Source organism: Micromonospora sp. NPDC052213, assembly GCF_040679695.1.
GTDB lineage: Bacteria > Actinomycetota > Actinomycetes > Mycobacteriales > Micromonosporaceae > Micromonospora.
On sequence record NZ_JBFAVI010000007.1, the window covers coordinates 1 to 22,834 of the forward strand.

Consider the following 22,834-nt stretch of genomic DNA (forward strand, 5'->3'; position numbering starts at 1 on the left):
GTCGACGGGAAGCAAGGAGGAACGCCTCGGCGGCGACCGAGGCCGAGTCGACCGCCGAGCCGGTCGCGCCCTGGCGCTCGGCTCGCAGGAGCGGCGCGAGCTTGTCCCAGAGCAGGTTGGTCAGGCCGGTGCGGAACGCCTCATCGCCGTGCAGTTCGGCAAGCCGCACCACGGCGTCCGGGTTGTCGACCTCACTGATCGCGGTGGTCATCGCGGTGGCGTACGCGGTGGAAACGCGACCCGGTCGCGGGCGTGGATGGCGGCCTGGACGTCGTCGACGCGGAAGGCCTGCATGCTGCAGGCGTCCAGCAACGCCCGGTCCTCCTGGGTGGTGGCGGCGACGATCTCGGCAGGCGCCAATGGTCGGCCGCCTGGGGCTGTTCGGCCGAAGCGGTGGGCTGCGCGTTCGGCGCCGCTGACGGCGACGGTGGAGGCGGCGCGTCGCGGACTGCCTGGTGCACGGCCTGCCCGGCTGCGGGGTAGAGGGCCTGGCGCCGCGCCGGGTCGCCGCACCTGAGCATCACCGTGACGGCCATCTTCGGGTTGCCGAGGTCGGCCAGGGCCTGGGTGAGCGGTCGCCACCTGCTGCGCGGCCAACAGGCGGTGCTGCTCCGCTGAGGGCGGCCGGGGCTGCGTCGTGGGCCGGGGCGCGACCTGGGCGTGCAGCGACGCCGCCCGCAGCGCCAAGGCCGCCGCCCGGTCACGGACCATGTCGACGCGCTCAGCGGCCTCAACCGGGACCAGGCCGCCAGGCTGCTCCGGGGCCGTCATGACACCCGCTCGTCGTCGGGCTCACCCGCTGTCAGCCATTGGGAGCGATAACGGGCCGCTATCACGTCTCAGGCAGTGGAGCAGGTTCGCCACCGAAGCTCTTGAGCAAGGCCCGAATTTTCACCGACTTCTCAAGATCGTCTTTGTGGGCATCGGGCCACTTGGCGGCCCACTCCCGGCGGATGGTGACGGCTTCCTCGCTGGCTGCCAGCCCGTCCTCGTAGTGGCCCAGACCAGCCAACCGGGATCGAGAGGTTGTGCAACGCGCTGGCCAGGTTGGGCAGGAACGCGTCCGGGCGTGCTTCTCGGCCCAGGAGCCAGACATCCGGCGATCGCCAATCGACTTCGACATCCTCGGTACGTTGACGAGCACTTCAGAGTGCGGAATCGTGAACGGCATGGATGAGCAGGCCGCCTCGCGGCTTCGGCGTACCGCGCTGTTTGTTGATTTCGAAAATGTTCATATTGGATTGCGCAACTCCAGTCCGGAAGCTGCTCGCATCTTTGCCACCGACCCCGGACGGTGGGTGCGATGGATGGAGCAGGACCTCGGGCCCTTTCGGGTGGTGGAGGAGGATGAGGGCCCACGTGCGCTGCTGCGCAGGATCTGCTACCTCGACCCGGCGGCGTCGCGGCAATACCGCGCCTACTTCACCCGTGCCGGTTTTCGGGTCGTCGACTGTCCCGCTTTGACTGCGATGGGCAAGAACAGCGCTGACATTCACATGGTCCTCGACATTGTGGATACCCTTGCGCATCCTACCCGGTTCGATGAGTTCATCGTCCTCTCGGCCGACGCCGACTTTACACCCGTTCTGCTGCGACTACGGGAACACGACCGGCGCACCGCAATGCTGGTCAACGGTCCGACAGCGGCGGCGCTCCAAGCCGCATGTGACTTTGCGATCCCGGACACGATGTTCATCGAAGAGGCGCTCGGCGTGGACGGATCCGCGGACGACGAGCCCGATCAGCTGCGAATCCCGGCGCAGCCGTCAACGGGCTCCCGGATCACTCCGACCACCACCGACGGCCAACCCAACATGGCTCTACGGGCCCGTATGGAACAGATCGTTCGCAACCTCGTCCGCGAATCTCCCGCGCCGATCGACATGGCGACCGCCGCTCACGCCGTTCGGAACGCCGTGGGCACCGCCGCCACCACGGGGTGGGCTGGACTCGGGACCTTCAAGCAGTTCATCGTCTCAATCCAGGACGAGCGTCTGGTGATGGACGAAACTCAGCCTGGCTGGCTACGAGACCCCGCCCGGCACCAACCGGTCGCACCAGTCGATGTTCCCGAGGTCGCCGAGCGGGTCCACCGGGTTGTCGGCGTCCCGCTGCTGAGCACGCAGGCCTACGCGGCGTTGTTCGAAGCAATCGTGGAGGAGGGCCAGGTAGACAAGGACCGGACTGAGACCGATTCCGAACGCGCGATCCGCGTCGCCTGTGGCCAGTTGGGCCATGCCGTACCGCGCCATGCGGTGCACTTCGTCCTGGTGGGCTTCCATTACGCCCGGGTCGAGTGGCGGTCTGCCAGTGTTGTTGCGTCGGAGTTGGCTGACGCTTTCGCAGACAACGTCCTCCGGTTGGCCGCGAACGCGCAGATGGACCTCACGGAAGAGGAACGGACCGAAATTCAGACGTGGATCGCGGGAGAGCGCCGGGCGGCTCCTAATCGGTGAGATGCGGCGCCGCTCCACCCCGCGCTGCCCCGGCACCGCGGCTCCGGCTACGACAGGAATACCCGCGGAGGTGGCCGCATCGATCGCGTGCGTGATCTGCGGCAGACTCGGCGTGGGGGCCGGTACTGGATCTCCGGCGGGCTGCCGCCGGAGTAGTCCTCCTGCACGTCCATGAGGTTGAGCGCACGGCGAGGAGTGGTCACGGCCTGTGCTCAACGGGTCGCCGGTCGGGCCTCAGCGTAGCTCGCCTGTGATGATCCAGAGATGGCCGAACGGGTCACGGATGCGACCCGAGCGCTTGCCGTAGGGCCGGTTCTCGATAGGCACGATCACCTCGGCGCCGTGGGCGACCATGCGGTCGCCTACTCCGTCCGGGTCATCGACCTCGATCTCGAGGAGGACTGCGGATCCACCGAGATCACCCGGTGAGAGCCACCCCCACGACGAGACGGCAGGCGAGACCCGGAAGGACCAACGGCCGATACGGTGATCGACGACGGTGGGTCGGCCGTCGTCGCCCGCGGGGGCCCGGAACACTTCCTCGGCGCCGAGGGCAACCTGGTAGAACACCGACGCAGAGTCCGGATTCGAGACGATCAGACGAGGGGTGAACGACTTCATGCCCCCATCATTGGATCGGGCGGCGGCAGAGTCTTGAACATCTGGGAACGAACCCGGCGGATGATCGCCGGCCGGTTCGGAAGGAACACCGGTCGTCAACCGCCCGCGCGCTCCTTGCCGGGTGGCCGATCGTCGGCTGGCACACACCGCGGGGCCAGGCCCTCGGCGCGTAGCCACTCCGTCGGGGTGCACGCGGCCATGGCCCGCCACTCGCGGGTGAGATGGGCCTGATCGGCGAAACCCGAGGCGGCGGCCACCGCCGCCAGACTGATCTTTCCGGCATTGGCGGCGGCCACGAGCCGGCCCCGGGCAGTCTCGAAGCGGACGAGCCGTTGGTACTCCTTCGGCGTCACCCCGAACTCGGCACGGACCGTACTGCTCAGGTGCCGTCGGGAGCGTCCGAGTAGCTCAGCGGCCTCCTGCACCCGGCTGGCCTCGGACAGGGCCGCCAGCGTGGCCCGCAGTTCGTCGTGGTTCGCGCGCTCGCCATGACGAAACAGGCCACTGACCAGGCAGTGCTCGACAAGTGCGCGACGGCGTGGCCAGGATCGGCAGGCCATCAGGCGCTCCGGCAGGTCGGCCATCGCCGGGACGACATCGGCGAGGTCGGCGACCTGCCCGGCCAGAACCGATGCCGGAAGCCCCAGCAGTGTGCTGGCACCCAGTGGGCTGAGCGTCACGTACACCCCGCGCGTGCACCGCTCTTGCCTCAGCTCGGCCGCATCCAAGTGGAGTCCGGCGACCACGGCCCGTAGCCTCTGGCGCGAGCCGGGCCGTCTGATCCACGCGATCTCGAGCGAGTCCTCCTCGGGAATCGTGATCGACACCGTCGACGATGGCAGCCCGCGATGAACACCGACCGGACCCGGCCCAAGATCGTAGGCCTCCAGCGTCACCACGAACGGCGCCAGGACGGTGGACATGTGATCGGCAGGCACGGTCACCCTGCAACAGTACGGCGGCGGGGCCGTGCAACCGACGCTGGCCCGGTCGTCGTAGTAGGCCCGGGCGCCCGCCGGGCACCGAGGTGGGGGCGACCCCGGCGAAGGTGTCGGTGAAGGCGCGGCCGATGGTGACCGCCGGGTTGGCGAACAAGGTGGACGAGGTGAGCCAGTACGCCGCGATGTAGGCGCCGACGGCGGCGGGAGCTACCGGGGCGCGGCCGGAGCGGGCGAGGGCGCGAAGATCAGCAGGATCAGCCCGGTGGCGGCAACGACCTCGCCGAGCCACAGGTGCCCCGCGGTCTTCACAATCCAGGCCGCCACCGTCCTCGCCAGCCCAGCCCTCCCCGCCGCCCGCTACGGCACCACCGCCTACGCCACCCGTCGCCGGACCACTCGCCGTACCCCGCGGGGGCGAGCCTCGACCGGTGGGTTCGCGCTCTGAGCCGGGAAACCCTGGGTGCCTACTCCCGCATCTGCGGTGTGATGTTCGTGTGTGGGGACGGGAGGGCTGGCGGGGACGCCGCGGTGGTCGGGCGGTAGGGATGCTGCGGGAGGAGGGCAGCGGGCAGCAGGCGACCTTCGTTGAGTTGTTCTTCGACCTCGTCATGGTTTTCGCGTTGACCCGGCTGGTCGAGCAGGCGGTGCCTGGGTTCGACAGTGAGAGCATCAGCGAGCGGTGGGCGAGTATCGGCCGTACGCTGCTGCTTTTCGCGTCGCTGTTGTGGTTGTGGACCATGACGGCCTACATCACCAGCCGTTTCGAACCGAGACGCGCGGGCACGCAGCTGGTGGTGCTGGGCAGCGCCCTCGGGTTGCTGATCATGGGCACGGCGATTCCGCAGGCGTTCGGACGCGACGGCCTGGCTTTCGCGCTGCCGTTCGTGACGGTGCAGGTCACCCGGGTCGCTGTCATAGCCTTTAGTCTCGGTTCGCACACCCTGCGCCGCCTGTACTCGCGAATTCTGGTCTGGTTCTGCATTGCCGCCGTGGGCTGGATCGCCGGCGCGCTCACCGAGGACGGGGCTCGGGTGGCGCTGTGGACGGCGGCGGTGGTGCTCGATCTGGGTGCCGCCCGGTTGGGGTGGCCGGTGCCCGGCCTGGGACGTGGGCGGGCCACCGTGTGGCAGGCTGGTGGTCGTCATCTCGCGGACCGGTATCCCCAATTCCTGCTCATCGCGCTCGGGGAGAGCATCCTCGCCGTCGGGATCGTCTACACCTCTGGGCCGCGCGCCCGCTACGAGACGCTCGGGCTGCTGGTGGCGTTCGCCACGACAGTGCTGCTGTGGCGCATCTACTTCTTCCGCGCCGGGGCACTTCTCGGTGAGGCCCTCGACAAGTGCCGTGACCCTGCCAGTTGGGGGCGGCACGTCGGCTTCTCCCATGCCCTGATGGTGCTGGGGATCGTGGTCACCGCGATCGGTTTTGATCTGGTGCAGCACCACCACAGCCACTACACCTACCCGCCCTGGCTGGCGATGATCGCGGGTGGGCCGGTGATCTTCCTGGCCGGCCGAGCCCGCCTGGAATACCTCGTCTTCGCCCGCGTGTCCGGCCGCCGGATCATCGGGGTCACCCTGCTGCTGGCTCTCACCCCACTGCTGTCCCACACCTCACCGCTGGCGGCCGCCAGCCTCTCCGCCCTCGTCCTCCTGCTCGTCGCCGTACTCGACAAACGTCACGCCAGACAGCGGCCCCCCGAACACCCCAACCCAGCCGGCTGAGCGACGACTCAGGGCGAGTTCCCGTGCGGCTCGTCTGAGCGGGCCACAACCTGAGACTGGCGCCGATCGATCTGCGCCGGTAGGTACCCCTCGCCGTGATAACCGCCCGCGCCGACCGAGGCGTAGCCGTCCGCCGCACATAGGGCTTTGGCGAAGTCGGGCGATCCGAGGCGATCCGCTGCCGCCGCTCGCCGATGCGCCAGCCGGACAACCCCGCTCATCGGCCGCTACGGCCGGCGAGGGCGAGAACCGTCTCGGTGCAGGTCTATTGAGAATGGGCTGGTCGACGCCCCGGCCAGATCTCAGTGCGCCTTACGGCTGTGCGACGAGGGACCCCTATCTGAGACGCCGGCTGGCGTCGGGTCCATGATCAGCTGCGGTATCGACCGTTGTCGTCCGCTGATCATCCAGGGTGGAAGACTCAGGGATTCGCTCACATGGGTCTCAGGGACGTAGGAGAATCATGCCAGGTGTGAAGGCCTGCAGCTACTCGCGTTTCGGGCCGCCCGAATCATTTTGAGAGAACGTTATGCCTGACTCCACGGACAACAGCCCTTTCAGGGACGTCGAAGGCCACCAAGACCCACTGGTCGAACGGCTGCGCCCGGACCCCTCGCGACCGCCGGAGGTCGGTCTCACCGTGAGCGGGCTGCTGGGAGACAGTGACCGACCCGGCCACAGGCGTCTCTACCTCACGAAAGGGCTCGACTACTTCATCGAGTTCTCCGTCAGTGACGTCCTCGACAGTTCGCGGATTCCATCTGAGAAAGCGCCGTTCCTCGGCACTGAGGCAACCCAGATCACGTTGAAGAAGGGTGCCCACATCGCCTACACGCGCACGGCATCGGCCCGGCCGCCGGATGAGTTCGACTTGGACCTTCGGCGAAGGCGAACAACATCTGCCGGCGGACCCGTGCGCCGCGGCCCCCAGCGGGCACGGCGTCGGCCGGAGTTCCGTGCCGCCCTGTATGACGAGAACACGAACCCGATCGACGAGTACACCCAACCGATGACGGACCCAGAGGGGAATTGTCGGCCAATTCCGTGGACCGAAGCGTTCTGGACGTGCACGTGTGGGGACTGGGGATGCACCAACACGTGCGACATCTGGCCCTCCTGTGAGTCGACCTGCACGGGCTGCCTTCCGGATGAGGATTGGGACAAAACGATCAGCTGCATTGAGACGGCCTGCACTCCTCGCTGTTGAGCGCGTCGGCCCCCTGGTTGACGATCACCACCGGGATGCCTCGCAGCGCGTGCACCCCTCACCGACCTCAAAACCCAAGGGAGTCCAGTGCCTGAGTCCGCAACGCCTGACATTGTGCTTTCGCCGGTCTGGACCGGCGCCCTCGACGCGACCCGGCAGAGCGCGGCGCTTTTCGCGGCACGGGATGTCGCTATCCGTGTCACTGATCGCGAACGCATCGCTCGGTCGCTTCCATTGGCACGCCGCCAGACGCTCTATCCCGAATCGGTTCACTGGAACCCATGCGGACTCGCTGGAGGGCATGCGGGGATCGCTGTGATGTGCTCCTATTTCGATCAGTGCTTCCCGGGGGAGGGGTGGGACTCGGTCGGCCACGGTTTCCTCGCTGAAGGGGTAACCGCTCTGGAGAACGGTGGCCCGGAGCACGCCGGGCTGTTCGCCGGACTTGGCGGCTTCGCCTTCGCACTGGAATCGCTGAGCCGGAACGGCGACCGCTACCAGCGGGCGCTCGCGGCCGCCGACGAGCTGCTGGCCCCGCAGGCGTCGGAACTCGCCGCGCGACTGAACGCCATCGACACCGGCCTGCCGGTGAGCGCCTTCGATCTCGTCTCCGGGGTGAGTGGTGTGGGGGCCTACCTCTTGAGGCGCGACTCGCTCGGCGTGCTGCCGGACGTTCTCACCGCTCTGGTACGCCTTGCCGAACCCTCCCGAGACATACCCCGCTGGGCCACCCCGCCGGAACTGCTGCTCTCCGAGTCGACGCGCCGTGTCTATCCCTCGGGACAGCTCAACTGCGGGCTCGCACACGGCATACCCGGCCCCCTGGCGCTGCTCTCCCTCGCCCTGCTCGGCGGTTACGAGGTACCCGGTCAGCGCGAGGCGGTGCGCGCCCTCGCCCGATGGTTGCTCTCGCAGCGGGTCGACGACGTATGGGGAGGCGGCTGGCCCGACGCCGTGCCGTTGACGCCAGCGGGCCGGCCAACCTCTGGTGGAGGGTCCGGCCCGACGCGAGGTGCCTGGTGTTACGGCACTCCAGGGGTCGCGCGTTCCCTGTGGCTGGCAGGCTGCGCCCTGAACGACGGCGGGCTGCGCAGCGCGGCGGTCGAGGGAATGACCAGCATCCTGCGACGCCCTGTCGAATTGCGCTACCTCCCCTCACCCACTTTCTGCCACGGTGTGGCCGGGCTACTCCAGATCGTCCTGCGCTTCGCGCGAGACACCCCATCGGACACCCTCGCGGACGCGTCGACTGAGCTCGTCGATCAGCTTCTGGCGGCGTACGATCCCGAGCGGCCGTTCGGCTACGCCTCCTTGGAGACGGCGGACGTCGCCGTGGACCGGGCCGGCCTGCTGGACGGTGCCGCCGGTGTCGCCATGACCCTCCTGGCCGCAGCTACCGGGATCGAGCCGGTCTGGGACCGGAGCTTCCTGCTCTCATGACCGGAACCCACCGCGTGCAACGGGCACGCCAGGGCCACCGGTCCGTGCTGTACGAGCCGCTCGGATGGGCCGTTCTACGGGCCCCTCTCCTCCCAGCGGGCTCCCGCAACCTCACTCTCCCGGCCCGGTCCGGCTCGTCGCTGCTCCCCCCTGATCCGCTGCTGCCCCTTGCGATACGGGTGGCCAGTCCCGATCTGGCCGCCGCACTGGAGCGGACCGGCCCCCAGGACAGGCGGGCTCCCCGCCTGGCCCGCAAGCTCAGGCGCTACCTCATCAGGATGACCACCAGGCCGACGCCTTTCGGCCTGTTCGCAGGAGTCGGCCTGGTGCGGTGGGCCCAGACCACGAACATCGCGATTGTCCCGGCCGCATCACGCACCCACACGCGGGCCGACATGGGTTGGCTGCAGAAGCTGACCGAGCGGCTACGCGACGACCCGGACATCCGTCCGCACCTGCGCCTGATGGCCAGTCCCGCCGTGCTGCTGCACGGTGGCCGCGCCATCCTCGCAGAGGGGCCCGGGGCAGGCAGCTCCGTACGCGCTACAGCGGCCGTACGCCTCGTGCTGGGTGCGGCACGGGTGGCCACCTCGAGAACCGACCTGGTGCAGGCGGTCCGGGAGATACCCGGTGCTACGCCGGACAAGGCCAGTCGGTTGGTCGAAGACTTGCTGGAGCAGGGATTCCTCATCTCCGAGTTGAGCCCGGCACCGACCGGCGGCGATCCGATGACGCGACTGCGCAAGTCCCTGGAGGCAACCCCCTCGGAACGCGCACACGCCGTCGCCCGGCAACTGGCCGGGCTGGTCGACGAGCTGGCCAGGTGGGACGAGCTGCCCCTCGACCGGAAGGCGGACCATCTGAGGCCTCTGCAGCACCGGATGGTCGATGTGGGTCCTGCCGTGACCGCTGTGGGCGCCGGCACGGGAAGGGGCGGCGCCAACGGTGGTGGGGCGCGGAAGCTCCTGCAGACCGACACCGCCCTCTCGTTCCAGTCCACCGGACTGCACGCCTCGGTGGCAGCCGAAGCGGCCGAGGCCGCTGACCTGCTCCTACGCCTGGGCCACCTGCCGGAGGGATTGCCACACCTGGGGGAGTACCGGCGAAGGTTCGAGGGCCGGTACGGGCCGCACCGCCGAGTCCCGCTGCTAGAGCTTCTCGACCCCGCGACCGGGCTCGGACCGCCGTCCTCCCACGGCGGCGCGGGCAGGCCCAGGCGCGCTCCGCGTGACCAACTCCTCCTCGACCTCGCCGTGTCGGCCAACCGGGAGGGCCGCCGAGTGGTGGAGCTGGACGACGAGCTTCTTGCCCGTCTGGCCACGTCTGATCCTGTCCCCGAGCACATTCCGCCGTCACTTGAGTTGTCCTTCTTCGTCGCCGCCGCCTCGTCGGCCGCCATCGACCGTGGGGACTTCCAGATCGTCGTCGGCCCCAGCCTCGGCGCGTCCACCGCTGGCCGCAGCCTGGGCAGGTTCGCCGGTCTTCTCGGGCGCCCCGCTGGGGAGGCGCTGGCTGAACTCGCACGCATCGAGCAGGCGTACGACCCCAGCACGCTCATTGCTGAGGTCGTCTATTCGCCCGACCCCCCACGCTCCGCGAACGTGGCGCTGAGGCCCGCTGTCCGGCGACACGAGATCCTCGTCGATGCATGGCCCGGCGTTCCGGCCGAGGGCGTGATACCGGTGCGCGAGCTGGTCGTCGGCCTCAGGGACGGGCGCTTCGTGGTCAGTTGGCCCGCGGGGGGAGCCGAAGTAGTCGGGGTCCAAGGGCACATGCTCAACACCCGGAGGGCGTCGGCCGCGGTCCGGTTCTTGGTCGATGTCGCCCACGACGGCCGCTGCCAGTTGACCGCCTTCTCCTGGGGACCGGCGGCTGGACTGGCCTACCTGCCAAGGGTCCAGCGCCACCGGATCGTCCTGGCTCCCGCCCAGTGGCGGCTCGACCCGGCCACCGCCAGTGGGTCCGGCCCCGACGACGGCTTCGGGCCAGCGCTCTCGGCGTGGCGGACCACATGGGATGTACCCCGCCACGTCTACCTGACGGTCGCCGACAACCGGCTGCTTCTCGACCTCGACGACGTACGGGACGTCGAGCTGCTTCGAGAGGAACTCAGGGCGGGTGTCCCCGGTGGGTCCGCGATGCTCCAGGAAGCGCTGCCCGGACCGGAGCACGCCTGGCTGCCGGGAACCGACGGCGGCCACATGTGCGAGGTGGTGGCCCCTCTCGTCCGCCGTGGCGGGGAGCGCCCAGGTGGCGACACACTGTCCGTCATTCAGGTCGTCGACCCGGTGGAACGGCTGCGCCCACCGGGCAGCGACTGGCTGTACCTGAAGCTCTACTGCGACCGGCATCGAGAAGAGGACCTGATCGGTGGACCCCTACGCACCTTCGCCGAGCACGCCACCCGGTCCGGCCTCGCGGACGGCTGGTTCTTCGTCCGCTACGCGGATCCGGAGTGCCACGTCCGCCTCCGCTTCCATGGAGATCCAGCTGCGCTCACCGGCCCGCTGATGGAGCAGGTCTGTGCCTGGGCCGGCGGGCTGAACGCGGATGGCCTCTGCGGGAAGTTCTCGTTCGAGACGTACGAGCGTGAAATCGAGAGGTACGGAGGCGAGGCAGGGATGGCGGCGGCAGAGCGTCTGTTCATGGCCGACAGCCCGGGCGTCGCCGAGATGCTGCAGGCCCGTGTCGAAGGCCGGCTCGGCACAGACCTGCTTGAGCTGGCCGTGGCCAGCATCGACGACCTCCTGGCCTGCTTGGGCCTGTCCCGGGAAGAACGAGCCGCCTTCTCCTATGGCGGTCCACCTTCTTCCCGCCTCGGCGGCTTCGAGTACCGCAAACGGCAACGTGCCCTGCGCCAGGCGATAGGAGCCGCCCCGTCCACCGACGACGAAGTGTCCCGGCTGCTCAACGCCCGGCGGCCGGCACTCGAGTCCGCCATCGCCCAGCTCACCGCACTGCACCGCGACGGCAATCTGTGGCGGTCCCGAGAGGCACTGTGCCACAGCTACGTACACCTGCACGTGAACCGCCTCCTCGGGACGGACACTTCGGGCGAGGCAATGGCCCTGGAGTTGCTCCGCCGCACCCATGCCGGCCTCGTGCAGGCACCTCTGACTCCCGCGGTGCCGCAGCCCGATGCTGTCGGGGTCGGTGGTCCGCCGCCGGCCTGGCCGCCGTGCGGCTCGTCATGATGTCATGACGGCTGGCATGCGGTCATGACGGGCGGTCCTCACCCGCCGACTGCGACGGGCGCGACCGCCGGCTCACCGACGACAGCAGCTGGTGCCGTGGGCCGGCAGGGAGGAAAGACCCGGGAGAGGGCGGGATACGCTGCCTGCGGTGCCTGAACCGCGTGACCGGAGGAGTCGATGCTGGGATGACGGCAGGGCGACCGATTCCCACACAGGACGATGTGCTCGAATATTTCCACACGCTGTCGAACTGGGGACGGTGGGGCGACGACGACCAGTTGGGGACCCTGAACCACATCACCGACGACGTCCGTCTGGCGGCGGCGCGGGCCGTGCGCCACGGCAGGAGCGTGTCGTGCGCATGGGAGGTTGCCGTACCGGAAGAGATGGAGCGGTCGACGACGACGTGCCCGTGCGCCGCCGACATGCCGGGTGCCGAGGACATGCCGGTGCCCGGATTCCACGCCGACCGGCGCTGGGGCTTTTCGTCCGAGCGGCTGGGCATCACCTTCCACGGCAACACCGTCACCCACGTCGACTCGCCGTGCCACATCTTCTGGGACGGCATGATGTACAACGGGCGGTCGCACTCGTTGGTCGACGCCGCGACGGGATCGGGGTGGGCGGCCGTCACGGCGGCGGCGAACGGGATCGTCACGCGTGGTGTCTTGCTGGACATCGCGAGGGTCCGCGATGTGTCGTGGTTGGAACCGGGGCAGGGGGTGTTTCCCGACGATCTCGAGGAGGCCGAGCGTCGCCAGGGTGTGCGGGTGCGATCCGGCGATGCGGTGCTCCTGCGGACCGGCTATGGCCGCGTCCGACACGAGACCGGTGCGGCCAACGGTTTCACGCAGGCAGGCTGGCACGCGTCCTGCCTGCCGTGGCTGCATGAACGGGAGGTCGCGCTGATCGGCGCTGACTCCCCTCAGGACGTCCAGCCGTCGGGGTACGAAGGCGTGTTGATGCCGGTTCACGCCGTGAGCCTCGTCGCGATGGGTCTGTGGCTGCTCGACAACTGCGACCTGGAGGCGTGCGCGACGACGGCTGCCGAGCTCGGCCAGTGGGACTTCCACCTCGCAGTCGCGCCGGTCCGCTTCGCCGGAACGTCCGGCAGCCCGGTCAACCCGATCGCCACATTCTGAAGGGCGTCGCTGGCGGCTGCGACCGGGTGTGTCAACCGCTGGTGGGCCGCACCGGAGTCGTCACGGTGGCGGGCATACGGGGTCGAGTGGTTTGCCGTAGTTGTCGCTGAGGTGGGAGCGGAGCGCGTCGCCGAACCCGGTGATGTCGCCGGTGCGCAGGGATGCGAGCAGGTGTTGGTGTTCGGCGATGATGGCCTCACACCGTGCGAGTAGGCGTTCTCCGTGGCTGAACAGGAGGAACCGTTGTCGATCGGCGAGGCGGTCGTTGAGTTCCAGCAGGACCTCGTTGCGGCTGGACTCCACGAACGATCGATGGAACGCGATCGTCAGTTCGATGAAGCGGCCCAGATCGCGTTCCCGGAACGCGCGTTCCTGTTCGACGACCGCCTGCTCGAGACGGTCCGCGAGCATCTCACGCGCTTGGCTTGAGGCGCGTCGCACGGAGGTGACCTCGAGGATGAGACGGGTGTCGGCCAGGTCTTGGATCGCGCGGTCGCTGAGGCCTTTGACCAGGGCACCGCGTTTGGGGTAGATCGTGATCCACCCTTCGTCCTGCAATCGGGCCAGGGCGGTGCGGACGGGGGTACGACTCACGCCGATCTGTGCGGCGAGTGCCGCTTCCCCGAGCATGGTTCCGCTGGGGAACACGCCGCCGAGAATGTCATCGCGGATCCTGCGGTACGCCTGGTCGGTGGCCGACTCGCCGGTAGCGGACGTCACTCGTGGCCCTCCTCCTCTCGGAACATCTTGTTCCCGATTCAGTACAACAGGCATTCAACCGGCAGCATACCGGGCTGCCGCCCGACTGGCGGGAACGAGCATCGACATCTAGGATACAAGTTGCGTCCGATCAGAATCCAAGGCTGGTGGCAGGCGTTGTTCGGGAAGCACCCATCGGGCGGGCGCGAGAGGAAGGAGTGCCCGTGAGGCAGCTCATCATCATCGGTTCAGGGTCGGCCGGCTACACCGCTGCGGTCTACGCGCCGCACGGTGTCGCCGTCGGTGCCGCGTTCCTCTCTGAGATCACCGGCGGCATCGCCGGCCGAGCAGCAGTCGAAGCTCACGCCCTCAGCCGCCTCCCGACATCGGAAGTGTGCGATCCCTCGTGATCCATCCGGCATCGACCGCCCACTCGCAGCTCACCCGGATCAGCTCCTCGACGCCGGTATCACCCTCGGCCTGATCCGGCTCGGTGTCGGACTCGAGCATGTCGACGATTTAATCGCCGACCTCAGCGACGTCGTGCACCAGACCGGCACCGCGTCTCACCTGCGGGCACCGCATCCAGCTGCTGCCCCGTCAGGAATCCAGAACGTCGCGCAGACAAGGAAGCACGTGCTAGAACCCCAATGCTCGGCCCGCGCCGACAGCGCCTCCCTCACCCAGGCGGGTCCGACCATCGACGCCGTCCAACGACGCACGATGACCGTGCTCGTCATTGCGCAGATCATCGGCACCGTCGGCGTCGGCGTCGCACCCTCGATCGGCGTGCTGCTGGCAGGAGAGGTTACCGACAGCGAAGCCTGGGCAGGACTGGCCCGCACCGCCAGCACACTCGGTGCGGCGCTCCTGGGCCTGCCACTGGGGAACCTCGCCGCGCGCCGCGGACGTCGCGTCGCCCTCAGCGGCGGATGGTGGATTGCCGCTGCCGGCGGAGCACTGTTGGTCGCCGCAGCACAGTGGAGCATGGTCGTCCCGCTCTTCATCGGCCTCCTTCTGATCGGTGCCGGCTCCGCGGTGAGCCTCCAGTCACGATTCGCTGCGACAGATCTCGCCGAACCCCGACACAAAGCCCGCTCACTCGCCCTGGTCGTCTGGGTGGGAACACTCGGTTCCGTCCTCGGCCCGAACCTCGGCGTGCCCGGCGAACTCTTCGGTGCCGCCACCGGGCTCACCATCTTCGCCAGCGCGTTCCTCATCGCGGCGATCTGCCTCGCACTCGCCGGCCTCGTCGTGTTCGTGTGGCTGCGCCCAGACCCTCTCCTCCTGCTCGAACAGTCTGCGCAGACACCACGAAGCGCTCCCGCGGGCAAGCATCCCGGCCGCATCCGCCAGGTACTCATCGAGCTCCGCACGAACCGGCGGGCCCGAGTGGCGATGATCGCGATTCTCACCGCCCAGGTGGTGATGGTCTCGATCATGACCATGACCCCGGTTCACGTCGCCCACCAAGGCGGATCGATCAGCATCATCGGGATCACGATCAGCCTGCACATCGCCGGAATGTATGGCCTCTCGCCGCTCGTGGGCCTGATCGCCGACCGGCGCGGTCACCGGTTCACGATCAGCGCCGGCATCGTCATCTTCCTCGCCTCGCTCGTGATCGGCGCCGCGAAGCCCGACGACACCGCGTGGATCATCGTGTCGCTGATTCTGCTCGGGGTCGGCTGGTCGTTCGTCAACGTCGCCGGATCCGCACTGTTCAGCACCGCCGTCGCCACCCAGACGCGTGCCGCATCCCAAGGAGGCGTCGACGCGCTCTCGAACCTCTGCGGCGCAACCGCGGCATTCGCCGCCGGCCCCCTGCTCGCTCTCACCAGCTTCTCGGCGCTGTCCATCCTCGCGATCATCACGCTCATCCCACTCACCGTCCTCATGGCCACCCGCGCGCTCATCCCGAAGGCGTCGTGAGCGCGGCGCTCACGCCCTGCCGCCGGTCACGGGGCGCCAGGCACCCTTTGGATCCATCTTGTATCCTAGCGGGGTGACCTCTTCGACAAAGGCCTCGCTGCACGTGATGGAGGCGAAGTATCGCCGTTCGCGACGGCTGAACATCGTGCTGGGCGTGATCGCCGCGTTCCTCGGGGTAGTGGTGACAGCTCAGTCGCTGCCCGGGCAGAGCCCGACCAGCGCATCGGCACCTTCGACGTCGGTGTCATCGGGACGGTCCGAGGAAGCGACAGGCGACCCAGTTTTCGTACGCCGCGACGCCGGCGATCCGATGGCGATCGGCGATGTCGACGCACCGATCGTGCTCACGCAGTGGACGGACCTGCGATGCCCGTACTGCGCAGTGTTCAGTAGGGACACCCTGCCCACGTTGATCAAGGAGTACGTCGACACGGGCAAGGTGCGTATCGAGATCCACGACGTGGCGTTCTTCGGCGAGCAGTCCGAGGATGCTGCGGTCGCTGCGCGGGCGGCGGCGAAGCAAGGCAAGTTCATGGAGTTCGTGACCGCCGTGTACGACGCCGCACCGAAGGGATCGCACCCGGATCTGCCCAGGAAGACGCTGATCGCGTTCGCCAGGCAGGCGGGCGTGCCCGACATCGACCGGTACACGGCCGACCTCGACGACCCGGAGCTTCGCGCCGCCGCGCAGGAGAGCACCCGTTCGGCACAGCAGCTCGGCGTCAACAGCGTGCCGTTCTTCGTCGCCGGGACCACCGCGCTGTCGGGTGCGCAGCCACTCGGCACGTTCCGCGAGTTCCTCGACACGGCGCTGGCGCAGGCGGAGTAGATCTCCATGGAGCTCGGTCTTCTGGGTGCGTTCCTCGGCGGCGTGCTCACGCTGCTGAGTCCGTGCTCGGCGATGTTGCTGCCGGCGTTCTTCTCCTATGCGTTCAGCAGTCCCGCCGCGCTTGTCGCCCGCACCGGTGTGTTCTATCTCGGGCTGATCACCACCCTGGTCCCGCTCGGGGTGCTCGCCGGGACCCTCGGAGCGTTCGTGAACCAGCACCGCTTCGTCCTGGTCACCGTCGCCGCGATCGTCGTGATCGCCCTCGGAGTGATCATGCTGATGAATATTCCGATGCCGTTCCTGTCCGGTCCCAAGGCCGCTGAGGGCACGTCGGTTGCCGCCGTGTATGCGCTCGGAACCGTCTACGGCCTGGCCGGGGTGTGCGCCGGTCCGCTGCTGGGCGCTGTGCTGACCTTCGCGGCCGTTGCCGGCAACGCGCTGTCCGGCGGAATCGTCCTGCTGATCTTCGCCGCGGGCATGGCGCTGCCCCTGCTTGTTCTCGCCCTGCTGTGGGGGCGGCTGCCGTTCGTGAAACGCCTCGTCCGCCCGCGCGCCGTCACCATCGGCCGGTGGTGGAACACCTGGACCGGCATCATCGGCGGCGCGCTCACGGTCGCCGTCGGAATTCTGCTGCTGGCCACCGGCGGCACCACCTTCCTCGGCGGCATTCTCGGCGCATCCGACCAGGCCCGCCTCGAGGGCGCCGTTCTGCAGAGCGCCAACAGGGTCCCCGACCTCCTCGTCGTCGTCATCGTCATCGCCGCCGCCCTGGCCGCATGGAGCCTCATGCAGGTGCGCCACAAACGCACCAGTACCCGCAACGACGCCACCACCGCGTCCACTGAACAGAAGCACGAGGCGCAAGAGGCATGACCGGCCCTCCGCATCCAGCAACGAGGTCATGCTGGGGCGCTGGGGCGCGGGGGAGAGGTCGTTCGTGCGGGTGCCAACGCCGAGGGCGGGCTGGGGCTACCAGCCGCTCGCCTCAAGTCACCACGGCAGGCAAGGGGTCCGCCCCGTTAGTTGCCCGTGCCGGAGCGGATCAATGGGCTGCTTGGAATCGGTGCCGGGGTGCGGTATGTCTTGACAGCCCACTCGGGCCAGATCCCCAACAGCGTCTTCATTTGGCCGACCTGCCGGATGGCGCCCGGCGGCGGATACGGTCCCGCAGTTGTAGTCGACCCTTACCGTCACTCTGGTGTCGTCCGGGTAGAAGTGGGGGGCGGCGGGGGGCGCGGCGGGGGGGGTGGGGGCGCGGGTGGGGGTGGTGTGTTGTTTACTAGTGAGCGGGGGGGCGGTTCGTCGGCCCCCGGCGGGGGCCCGCCCCCACTTCTGTTCGCGTCGCTGGTGGATCAGTAGACGGTCACGCCATACGCGTTGGCTGCCTCGCGTACAGGCTGGTAGAAGGTGGTGCCGCCGGAGCGGCAGTCGCCGCTGCCGCCAGAGGTGATGCCGAGCGCCTTGGTGCCGTCGTAGAGCGGGCCGCCGGAGTCGCCCGGCTCGGCGCAGACGGTGGTTTGGATCATGCCGCTGACGGTGCCGCCGCCCTTGCCGACGTAGCGGACCGAGACGTTCAACGCGGTGACGGTACCCCTGTGGGTGCCGGTGGTCGACCCGGTGCGCGTGACGGACTCACCGACGAAGGCGTCCGCGACGGTGAACCCGCCGGGGTGGGTGAGCGAGGTGTTGTCGTAGCGCACCAGCGCGTAGTCGTTGCCCGGGAAGCTGGAGCCGATGGTCGGGCCGATGAGCGTGGTTTGGCTGGAGTTGGTGTACCAGGTGTCGGCCACGTCCCCGCAGTGCCCGGCGGTCAGGAAGTAGTAGGTGCTGCCGCTGACGACGTTGAAGCCGAGCGAGCACCGGTACCCGCCGCCGTAGATGGCGTTACCGGCGGACAGCAGGGGGGTGAAGACGCCTGGGGCGCGCTCGATCCGGATCGCGCCAGCCTTGTCTCCGGCGCTCTGCTTGATCTTCGCGATCTCGGTACGAGAGACGGTGCTGTCGGCGGTCACGACGACGCGGCCGGACGTCGCGTCCACATGCCAGGCGATGCCTTCGACGCCCGATCGCTGCACCGCGTCGTTCACGGTGGCGAGCTGACTGGCGCTGTAGACCTGGGGGGAGGCCGCTGCGGTCGTCGCCGGCGCGAAAGCGGCGGTGGCGAGCAGACCGACACTTACGGCGAGCAGCTTGGATCGGAGGATGTGGCGGCGGGATGGCGCGGGTGTGAGGCTCACTGTCTCCTCCTCGGAGTGATAGGACCAGATGGGTGGTGGCCCCTGTGAGACGCCGTTAGGTGACGCATCGGCTGGTCAGTCGATGTCGTCCTCCTGACACGCTTTCGTCAGTATCGGAGTGCATCAATCAATATGCAAGATGCGTCGTCACAAATGAACAAGGTCCAAAAGGCCACCTTCGGTGCCGGGACCAGAATCTGCGGCGCGACCGGGACGAGGACGCTTGGTGATCCCGGTCTACTGCGGCGACAGTCGCGGGCGGAGCGAGATCCGGCCGCAAGTGGTAGCGAGCCGCACCGGTGTCGGTGACCAGCACAGGTGGAAGGCCAACTCTGTGGTGGTGCGGTTGCGGCGGATGAGCAGCCACCGGTGCTCGCCGGGGCGGTGGCGGTGGTGATCCAAGCGAGGCGGTCGGACCGTGCGCGACGGCGGCTGCCAACTCGGGCACATGCGCCAATGCGTACAGCGCGAGGGTCGCGCCGAAGCAGTGTCCCCCGTTAACTTTCAGTGCCCGGCGGTGCTGACCTGCTCGGCGACCTGGGACGAGGCTCGCCGCCAGGTGCTCGCTGATGCCCTCGCCGTCGCCGGGTGGCCGACGGCGGCCGAGCACACCCTCTCCGGCCCCACGCCGCCCTGCACCCCAGGGATGGCTACGAGTTGTCAGCTGCGTCGGCACTCTCGTCACGCTTGGTCGAAACGGCTTTGCTGCGCCGCCGCTTGGGCGCGCGCCGGTCGCTTTCCTGTCGCTCCCACGCCGCAATGCAACGCGCCCGGCAGCGACGCGGATAGCGGGGAGCCGGGGGCCGCCGCGCACGCTAGCGCCGAGTGTGGTCGAGGTGCGTGGGCCGGTAGTCGGCAGGGAGGGGTGCGGAGACCGTCGCACCGCCGCGCCGTAGGGCGAGTCACCGCCGGCCCTAGCCACTTTTTTGTGGGTACTTGTCGCCAGGTAGCGCCGCGGCGAATCTGGTTATGGGCGGTCGCGAGGCTGTCAGATCTGGGTGGTGAGGAGTTGGCAGATGTATCAGGAGGCCGGGTGGGCCTGGGCAAGTTTGGCTAGGCGGCGGTGGCCCCAGTCAGAAACGGGGGCCAATGCCTCGGAGAGTTCGCGGCCGAACGTGGTCAGGGAGTACTCGGTCTTCAACGGCAGCACCTCGTACGCCTCCCGGTGCACCAGCCCGTCGGCCTCCATCTCTCGGAGCGCCTGAGTCAGCACCTTCTCCGTGAGGCCCGGCAGCTGCCGGCGCAGCTCTCCGGGACGGCACGGACCGGATTCCAGCAGCCAGAGCAGCGCCGTCTTCCACTTGCCATCGATCACGGCGATCGCGGCCGTCACTCCGCAGACGTTCAAGTCCTGGGCACGATTGCGCGTCATCTTCATCCCATTCGTTCTATTTTTACATGTTCACGGGAGTTGAGTCATGACCTCATACGCCGAAAAGTCTGTCACAGTGCTCGGTCTGGGACCGATGGGCCGGACCCTGGCCGGCGCGTTTCTAAACGCCGGCCTGCAGGCGACCGTATGGAACCGGACGCCGGGCAGGGATCGGGAGCTGGTCGAGCGGGGCGCAATCAGCGCCCGATCGGCCGAAGAGGCGGTCGCCGCAAGCAGGCTGACCCTGGTCTGCGTGGTGAACTACGACGCGTCGGACGCCATCCTGCGACGCGACGAGGTCACCGATGCCCTCAAGGGGCGCACACTCGTCAGTCTGACGGCCGACACCCCGGACCGGGCCCGCGACACCGAGCGGTGGGCGACTGGACACGGCATCCGGTACCTAGACGGTGCGATCATGACGCCGATCACCACCATTGGAACCGCGGACGCGGTGGTCATCTACAGCGGTCCCGATGACCTTTACCGGGAGCATCAGCCGGTGCTGAACGCGCTGGGCGGCACCCACACCCACCTCGGCGAGGAGATCGGCCGCGCGGCGGCGTACGACATCGCACTGCTCGACATCTTCTGGACCGCGATGGCGGGCTACGCGCACGCACTAGCGGTGGCGAAGGCGGAGGGTGTCACGGCTCGGGACCTGGCACCCTTCGCCAAGGGCATCGGCGCGATCCTCCCACCCATCTTCGAGGAGGCCGCGGAGGAAGTGGACAGGGACAGCTTCTCCGGCGAGGGAAACCCGATCACCTCCGCAGTGTCGTCCATGGCCCATATCGTCCACACGTCCGAGGCTCACGGCATTGACGCCGGCGTAATGCGTGCGGCCGAAGGCATGGCCCGCCGGGTCATCGGACTGGGCCACGGCACAGACGGGTTCATGCGGATCGCCGAGGTCCTCGGACGGCACTAAAGGCCGACAGAGATGACGCTGTCCCGCAGGTAGCGATCTACTGAGGCGATACGCGAAGCTGAGGAGACCACCCATGCTCGCGCCATCGACATCTTCCAGGAGCGGGTACGAGCTACTGCGGCGACGAGGCCCGACGACTTCACGGTCTCGGCCGACGACTATGGACGCGGCGTCTACACGTGAGGCCTGCCGGGTGAGTGACAACCACGACGCCACAGCACGGACGGCCATGGACGTCAGTGGACTATCGCAGCAGCTCAACCCCGGCGCTTAGGCAGGTCAACCCATCGCGATGGTTTCGGGACGAAGGGGTCAAACTCGCCGGAGCGTCAGCGGGAAGTCAGCAGAAGCGGTGACATCCGTTGGTAAGTGTTGACAGAGGACGACGGGCGCTGAGTGAAAGACGACTGGCGTTGCCGCTTGCCGATGACGCTCAGCGTCCGTCACCCGCCTTTGCAAGGCAGGGGTTAGGGGTTCGAGCACCCTGGGCTCCACCAGCACTTTCCTTGGTTGATCTCGGCCCCGAGTACAGCCATTCGTACAGCCGAGTGGTCACGCCGTTCCCTCGCCCAGGACCCGGTCGATGGCCGAGGCAGCCTGGCGAGCCCGAGCCGGCAGGACGTGCCCGTAGGTGTCGGCCCTCATTCGAATCGTGGAGTGCCCGAGCAACTCCATCACCGTCCACAGCTCCTCGCCCTGGTCGAGGAGGAACGTGGCGAACGCGTGCGCAGACCTGACGATCGACGGAGATGGGCTTCAGGCAGGGGCAGCGACGCCGAGGCCCTCGCTCAGTCGAGCAGTCCCGGAACCCGCTCCCGAAGCCTGGCCATCACCCGCGACAGCCCGGCGTCCAGGTCGTCACCGTCCCACCGCACGAGTTCCTCGCCCAGTGGCTTGCCCGACACCAGCACCGACCAGCGCCCCCGTTCGTGTTCGCCGTCCATCTTGACGATGGCGATCAGGCCGTGATCCCCGGGCTGGACCAGCAACTTCGGTTCACTCCACTGGTGCACCGAAACGACACATCCGGTTTGACCATCCACAACGGCCACTACGCGCACTCTCGAGGGCGCCCCTGGTGGGGCACCTCCTACCGGAGCCTCACCCGCAATGGATTCCTGCCATGACTCGCACCGTATCTCAGGGGCAAGCTGCGGCGGGTTCACCGGCTCCCCGCTGAGGCACCCGAGCCCCAAGACTGCCAGCGCCGCCACGAGCCGCGGGTTTGTCGTCCTGCGGGGCGTCGGGGGGCGGGCCGGCGCACTCAGATCGATGACGGGCATAGGGCAAGTTATCCGATGGGCAGGTAGCCCGCTCGTGCCGACGCGGGCCATCCACGGGCCAGTAACCGTGGCGCGCAGCGGTCATGAGCGGGCACGAGCGGCATGGGGCTCTGCCACCGCCCGCAGGCGTTTCGGGCATCACGGCCCGTTGAGCGCGCTCTTCCAAACTGAGGCTCGCAGGGACAGCGGTGTTGGCAAGGGGTGCCTAACCTCTCAGCCATGGGAGCTCTCAAGCCGTGGCATCTGTTCGTCCTGACGCTTTGCTGCCTCTTGCCGACTGCTGCGGCGATCGTTGGCGGGGTCTGGGCGGTCCGCCGATCCCGTAACCGTGGCTGAGCCTCAACCGCATCGATGGAGAACAGGCCGAAGCACGAGGCGACGGTGGCGGGCGCGACCCGCTTTCCCAATTCGGTCACCCACTCCTGCACGGCAAGATGGTCGATCTTCCCGAGCTGCCACCCGCCCCAGTGCGGCACACTAGCCGCGGTCTCCGCGTCGCGGCCAACGACTTGGAAATCAACCGCGGCGACGGCACCCGGTCCGCGAGTTTCCTCCGGGGAACGGTCGCCCGATCAGAGCCCGAGGTAGCGGCCGTCCACCAGGATGAGCTCGCCGGACGGACAGGTGATTTCGCCGAGCACGACTGGATCTTCCACGAGCGCGGAGTCCGCGACGGTACCGATTCCCGTGGTCCTGCACGCCTGCCCTGTTCTTGCGATGAGCGCGACGCCATGCGCGCCTGCGGCTCAGTCGAACATGCTTCACCATCCGTAAACCGTCGCATGTCAGGACACCCAGCTTCGCGCGCGACCGGACACACCCTGCG

Annotated in this window: 19 protein-coding genes and 1 pseudogene; 10 read left to right on the forward strand and 10 right to left on the reverse strand. The window is 68.4% G+C overall.

What is annotated here, in order from left to right; genetic code table 11:
• The 3 genes from AB0L34_RS03460 to AB0L34_RS03470 all read right to left on the reverse strand — a co-directional run.
• Window positions 1-211: hypothetical protein (locus AB0L34_RS03460; protein WP_363701519.1), on the reverse strand; the 211-nt coding region annotated here is incomplete at its 3' end.
• The gene (locus AB0L34_RS03465) at window positions 208-360 is read right to left on the reverse strand and encodes a hypothetical protein (protein ID WP_363701521.1); all 153 of its coding nucleotides are present in this window, start codon (window positions 358-360) and stop codon (window positions 208-210) included. The genes AB0L34_RS03465 and AB0L34_RS03460, both read right to left, overlap by 4 nt.
• A gap of 472 nt (window positions 361-832) precedes the next feature.
• The gene (locus AB0L34_RS03470; RefSeq protein WP_363701523.1) at window positions 833-1,012 is read right to left on the reverse strand and encodes a hypothetical protein; all 180 of its coding nucleotides are present in this window, start codon (window positions 1,010-1,012) and stop codon (window positions 833-835) included.
• 157 nt (window positions 1,013-1,169) lie between these two features.
• On the opposite strand from AB0L34_RS03470, the gene AB0L34_RS03475 reads away from it, so the two are divergent.
• Window positions 1,170-2,456, forward strand: coding sequence for an NYN domain-containing protein (locus AB0L34_RS03475; protein ID WP_363701639.1), 1,287 nt, complete (start codon window positions 1,170-1,172; stop codon window positions 2,454-2,456).
• Between the two features lie 234 nt (window positions 2,457-2,690).
• Here the strand turns inward: AB0L34_RS03475 and AB0L34_RS03480 are convergent, their stop codons facing one another.
• From AB0L34_RS03480 to AB0L34_RS03490, 3 genes and pseudogenes are all read right to left on the reverse strand, one after another.
• On the reverse strand, window positions 2,691-3,077 hold the full coding sequence (locus tag AB0L34_RS03480) for a VOC family protein (RefSeq protein WP_363701525.1): 387 nt from the start codon (window positions 3,075-3,077) through the stop codon (window positions 2,691-2,693).
• 95 nt (window positions 3,078-3,172) lie between these two features.
• Window positions 3,173-4,021 (reverse strand): helix-turn-helix domain-containing protein, encoded by an 849-nt coding sequence (locus AB0L34_RS03485; RefSeq protein ID WP_363701527.1) that lies wholly within the window; start codon window positions 4,019-4,021, stop codon window positions 3,173-3,175.
• Window positions 4,022-4,091: 70 nt separating this feature from the next.
• Window positions 4,092-4,312 (reverse strand): annotated as a pseudogene (locus tag AB0L34_RS03490) (aquaporin family protein); the annotation flags it as partial.
• 251 nt (window positions 4,313-4,563) lie between these two features.
• Between AB0L34_RS03490 and AB0L34_RS03495 the strand changes: the two are divergent.
• The 4 genes from AB0L34_RS03495 to AB0L34_RS03510 all read left to right on the forward strand — a co-directional run bounded on the left by AB0L34_RS03495 (window position 4,564) and on the right by AB0L34_RS03510 (window position 12,725).
• The gene (locus tag AB0L34_RS03495) at window positions 4,564-5,742 is read left to right on the forward strand and encodes a low temperature requirement protein A (RefSeq protein ID WP_363701529.1); all 1,179 of its coding nucleotides are present in this window, start codon (window positions 4,564-4,566) and stop codon (window positions 5,740-5,742) included.
• 1,294 nt (window positions 5,743-7,036) lie between these two features.
• Complete coding sequence (locus AB0L34_RS03500) at window positions 7,037-8,389, forward strand: lanthionine synthetase C family protein (RefSeq protein ID WP_363701531.1); 1,353 nt, start codon at window positions 7,037-7,039, stop codon at window positions 8,387-8,389.
• Entirely contained in the window at window positions 8,386-11,583 is a 3,198-nt protein-coding gene (locus AB0L34_RS03505) for a lantibiotic dehydratase (RefSeq protein WP_363701533.1), read from the forward strand. The genes AB0L34_RS03500 and AB0L34_RS03505 overlap by 4 nt, the downstream gene beginning before the upstream one ends.
• A 185-nt stretch (window positions 11,584-11,768) precedes the next feature.
• The gene (locus AB0L34_RS03510) at window positions 11,769-12,725 is read left to right on the forward strand and encodes a cyclase family protein (RefSeq protein ID WP_363701535.1); all 957 of its coding nucleotides are present in this window, start codon (window positions 11,769-11,771) and stop codon (window positions 12,723-12,725) included.
• A gap of 60 nt (window positions 12,726-12,785) precedes the next feature.
• Here the strand turns inward: AB0L34_RS03510 and AB0L34_RS03515 are convergent, their stop codons facing one another.
• A complete protein-coding gene (locus AB0L34_RS03515; RefSeq protein ID WP_363701537.1) occupies window positions 12,786-13,445 on the reverse strand; it encodes a GntR family transcriptional regulator in 660 nt (219 codons plus the stop codon).
• Window positions 13,446-13,648: 203 nt separating this feature from the next.
• Here AB0L34_RS03515 and AB0L34_RS03520 point away from each other — a divergent pair, with 203 nt between their 5' ends.
• From AB0L34_RS03520 to AB0L34_RS03535, 4 genes are all read left to right on the forward strand, one after another.
• Window positions 13,649-13,834: a hypothetical protein gene (locus tag AB0L34_RS03520; RefSeq protein ID WP_363701539.1), complete on the forward strand. Its 186-nt coding sequence runs from the start codon at window positions 13,649-13,651 to the stop codon at window positions 13,832-13,834.
• 313 nt (window positions 13,835-14,147) lie between these two features.
• Window positions 14,148-15,356 (forward strand): MFS transporter, encoded by a 1,209-nt coding sequence (locus AB0L34_RS03525; protein ID WP_363701541.1) that lies wholly within the window; start codon window positions 14,148-14,150, stop codon window positions 15,354-15,356.
• A 73-nt stretch (window positions 15,357-15,429) separates the two neighbouring features.
• Window positions 15,430-16,185 (forward strand): thioredoxin domain-containing protein, encoded by a 756-nt coding sequence (locus tag AB0L34_RS03530; protein ID WP_363701543.1) that lies wholly within the window; start codon window positions 15,430-15,432, stop codon window positions 16,183-16,185.
• Window positions 16,186-16,191: 6 nt separating this feature from the next.
• Window positions 16,192-17,058: a cytochrome c biogenesis CcdA family protein gene (locus AB0L34_RS03535; RefSeq protein ID WP_363701545.1), complete on the forward strand. Its 867-nt coding sequence runs from the start codon at window positions 16,192-16,194 to the stop codon at window positions 17,056-17,058.
• A 479-nt stretch (window positions 17,059-17,537) separates the two neighbouring features.
• Here the strand turns inward: AB0L34_RS03535 and AB0L34_RS03540 are convergent, their stop codons facing one another.
• A complete protein-coding gene (locus AB0L34_RS03540) occupies window positions 17,538-18,422 on the reverse strand; it encodes a S1 family peptidase (RefSeq protein ID WP_363701547.1) in 885 nt (294 codons plus the stop codon).
• Window positions 18,423-19,443: 1,021 nt separating this feature from the next.
• Window positions 19,444-19,800 carry a helix-turn-helix domain-containing protein gene (locus AB0L34_RS03545; RefSeq protein ID WP_363701549.1) on the reverse strand — a complete coding sequence of 119 codons (357 nt, stop codon included), beginning with the start codon at window positions 19,798-19,800 and terminating at the stop codon, window positions 19,444-19,446.
• A 40-nt stretch (window positions 19,801-19,840) separates the two neighbouring features.
• On the opposite strand from AB0L34_RS03545, the gene AB0L34_RS03550 reads away from it, so the two are divergent.
• Window positions 19,841-20,725 carry an NAD(P)-binding domain-containing protein gene (locus AB0L34_RS03550; RefSeq protein ID WP_363701551.1) on the forward strand — a complete coding sequence of 295 codons (885 nt, stop codon included), beginning with the start codon at window positions 19,841-19,843 and terminating at the stop codon, window positions 20,723-20,725.
• Window positions 20,726-21,513: 788 nt separating this feature from the next.
• On the opposite strand, the gene AB0L34_RS03555 is transcribed toward AB0L34_RS03550, so the two are convergent.
• A complete protein-coding gene (locus AB0L34_RS03555) occupies window positions 21,514-21,777 on the reverse strand; it encodes a hypothetical protein (protein WP_363701553.1) in 264 nt (87 codons plus the stop codon).
• Window positions 21,778-22,834: the final 1,057 nt, after the last annotated feature.

Bases quoted from the DNA above. Each gene is read 5' to 3' on its own strand.
- AB0L34_RS03475 (WP_363701639.1), top strand. From the start codon at position 1,170: ATGGATGAGCAGGCCGCCTCGCGGCTTCGGCGTACCGCGCTGTTTGTT.
- AB0L34_RS03480 (WP_363701525.1), bottom strand. From the start codon at position 3,077: ATGAAGTCGTTCACCCCTCGTCTGATCGTCTCGAATCCGGACTCTGCG.
- AB0L34_RS03495 (WP_363701529.1), top strand. From the start codon at position 4,564: ATGCTGCGGGAGGAGGGCAGCGGGCAGCAGGCGACCTTCGTTGAGTTG.
- AB0L34_RS03505 (WP_363701533.1), top strand. From the start codon at position 8,386: ATGACCGGAACCCACCGCGTGCAACGGGCACGCCAGGGCCACCGGTCC.
- AB0L34_RS03510 (WP_363701535.1), top strand. From the start codon at position 11,769: ATGACGGCAGGGCGACCGATTCCCACACAGGACGATGTGCTCGAATAT.
- AB0L34_RS03525 (WP_363701541.1), top strand. From the start codon at position 14,148: ATGACCGTGCTCGTCATTGCGCAGATCATCGGCACCGTCGGCGTCGGC.
- AB0L34_RS03535 (WP_363701545.1), top strand. From the start codon at position 16,192: ATGGAGCTCGGTCTTCTGGGTGCGTTCCTCGGCGGCGTGCTCACGCTG.
- AB0L34_RS03545 (WP_363701549.1), bottom strand. From the start codon at position 19,800: ATGAAGATGACGCGCAATCGTGCCCAGGACTTGAACGTCTGCGGAGTG.
- AB0L34_RS03550 (WP_363701551.1), top strand. From the start codon at position 19,841: ATGACCTCATACGCCGAAAAGTCTGTCACAGTGCTCGGTCTGGGACCG.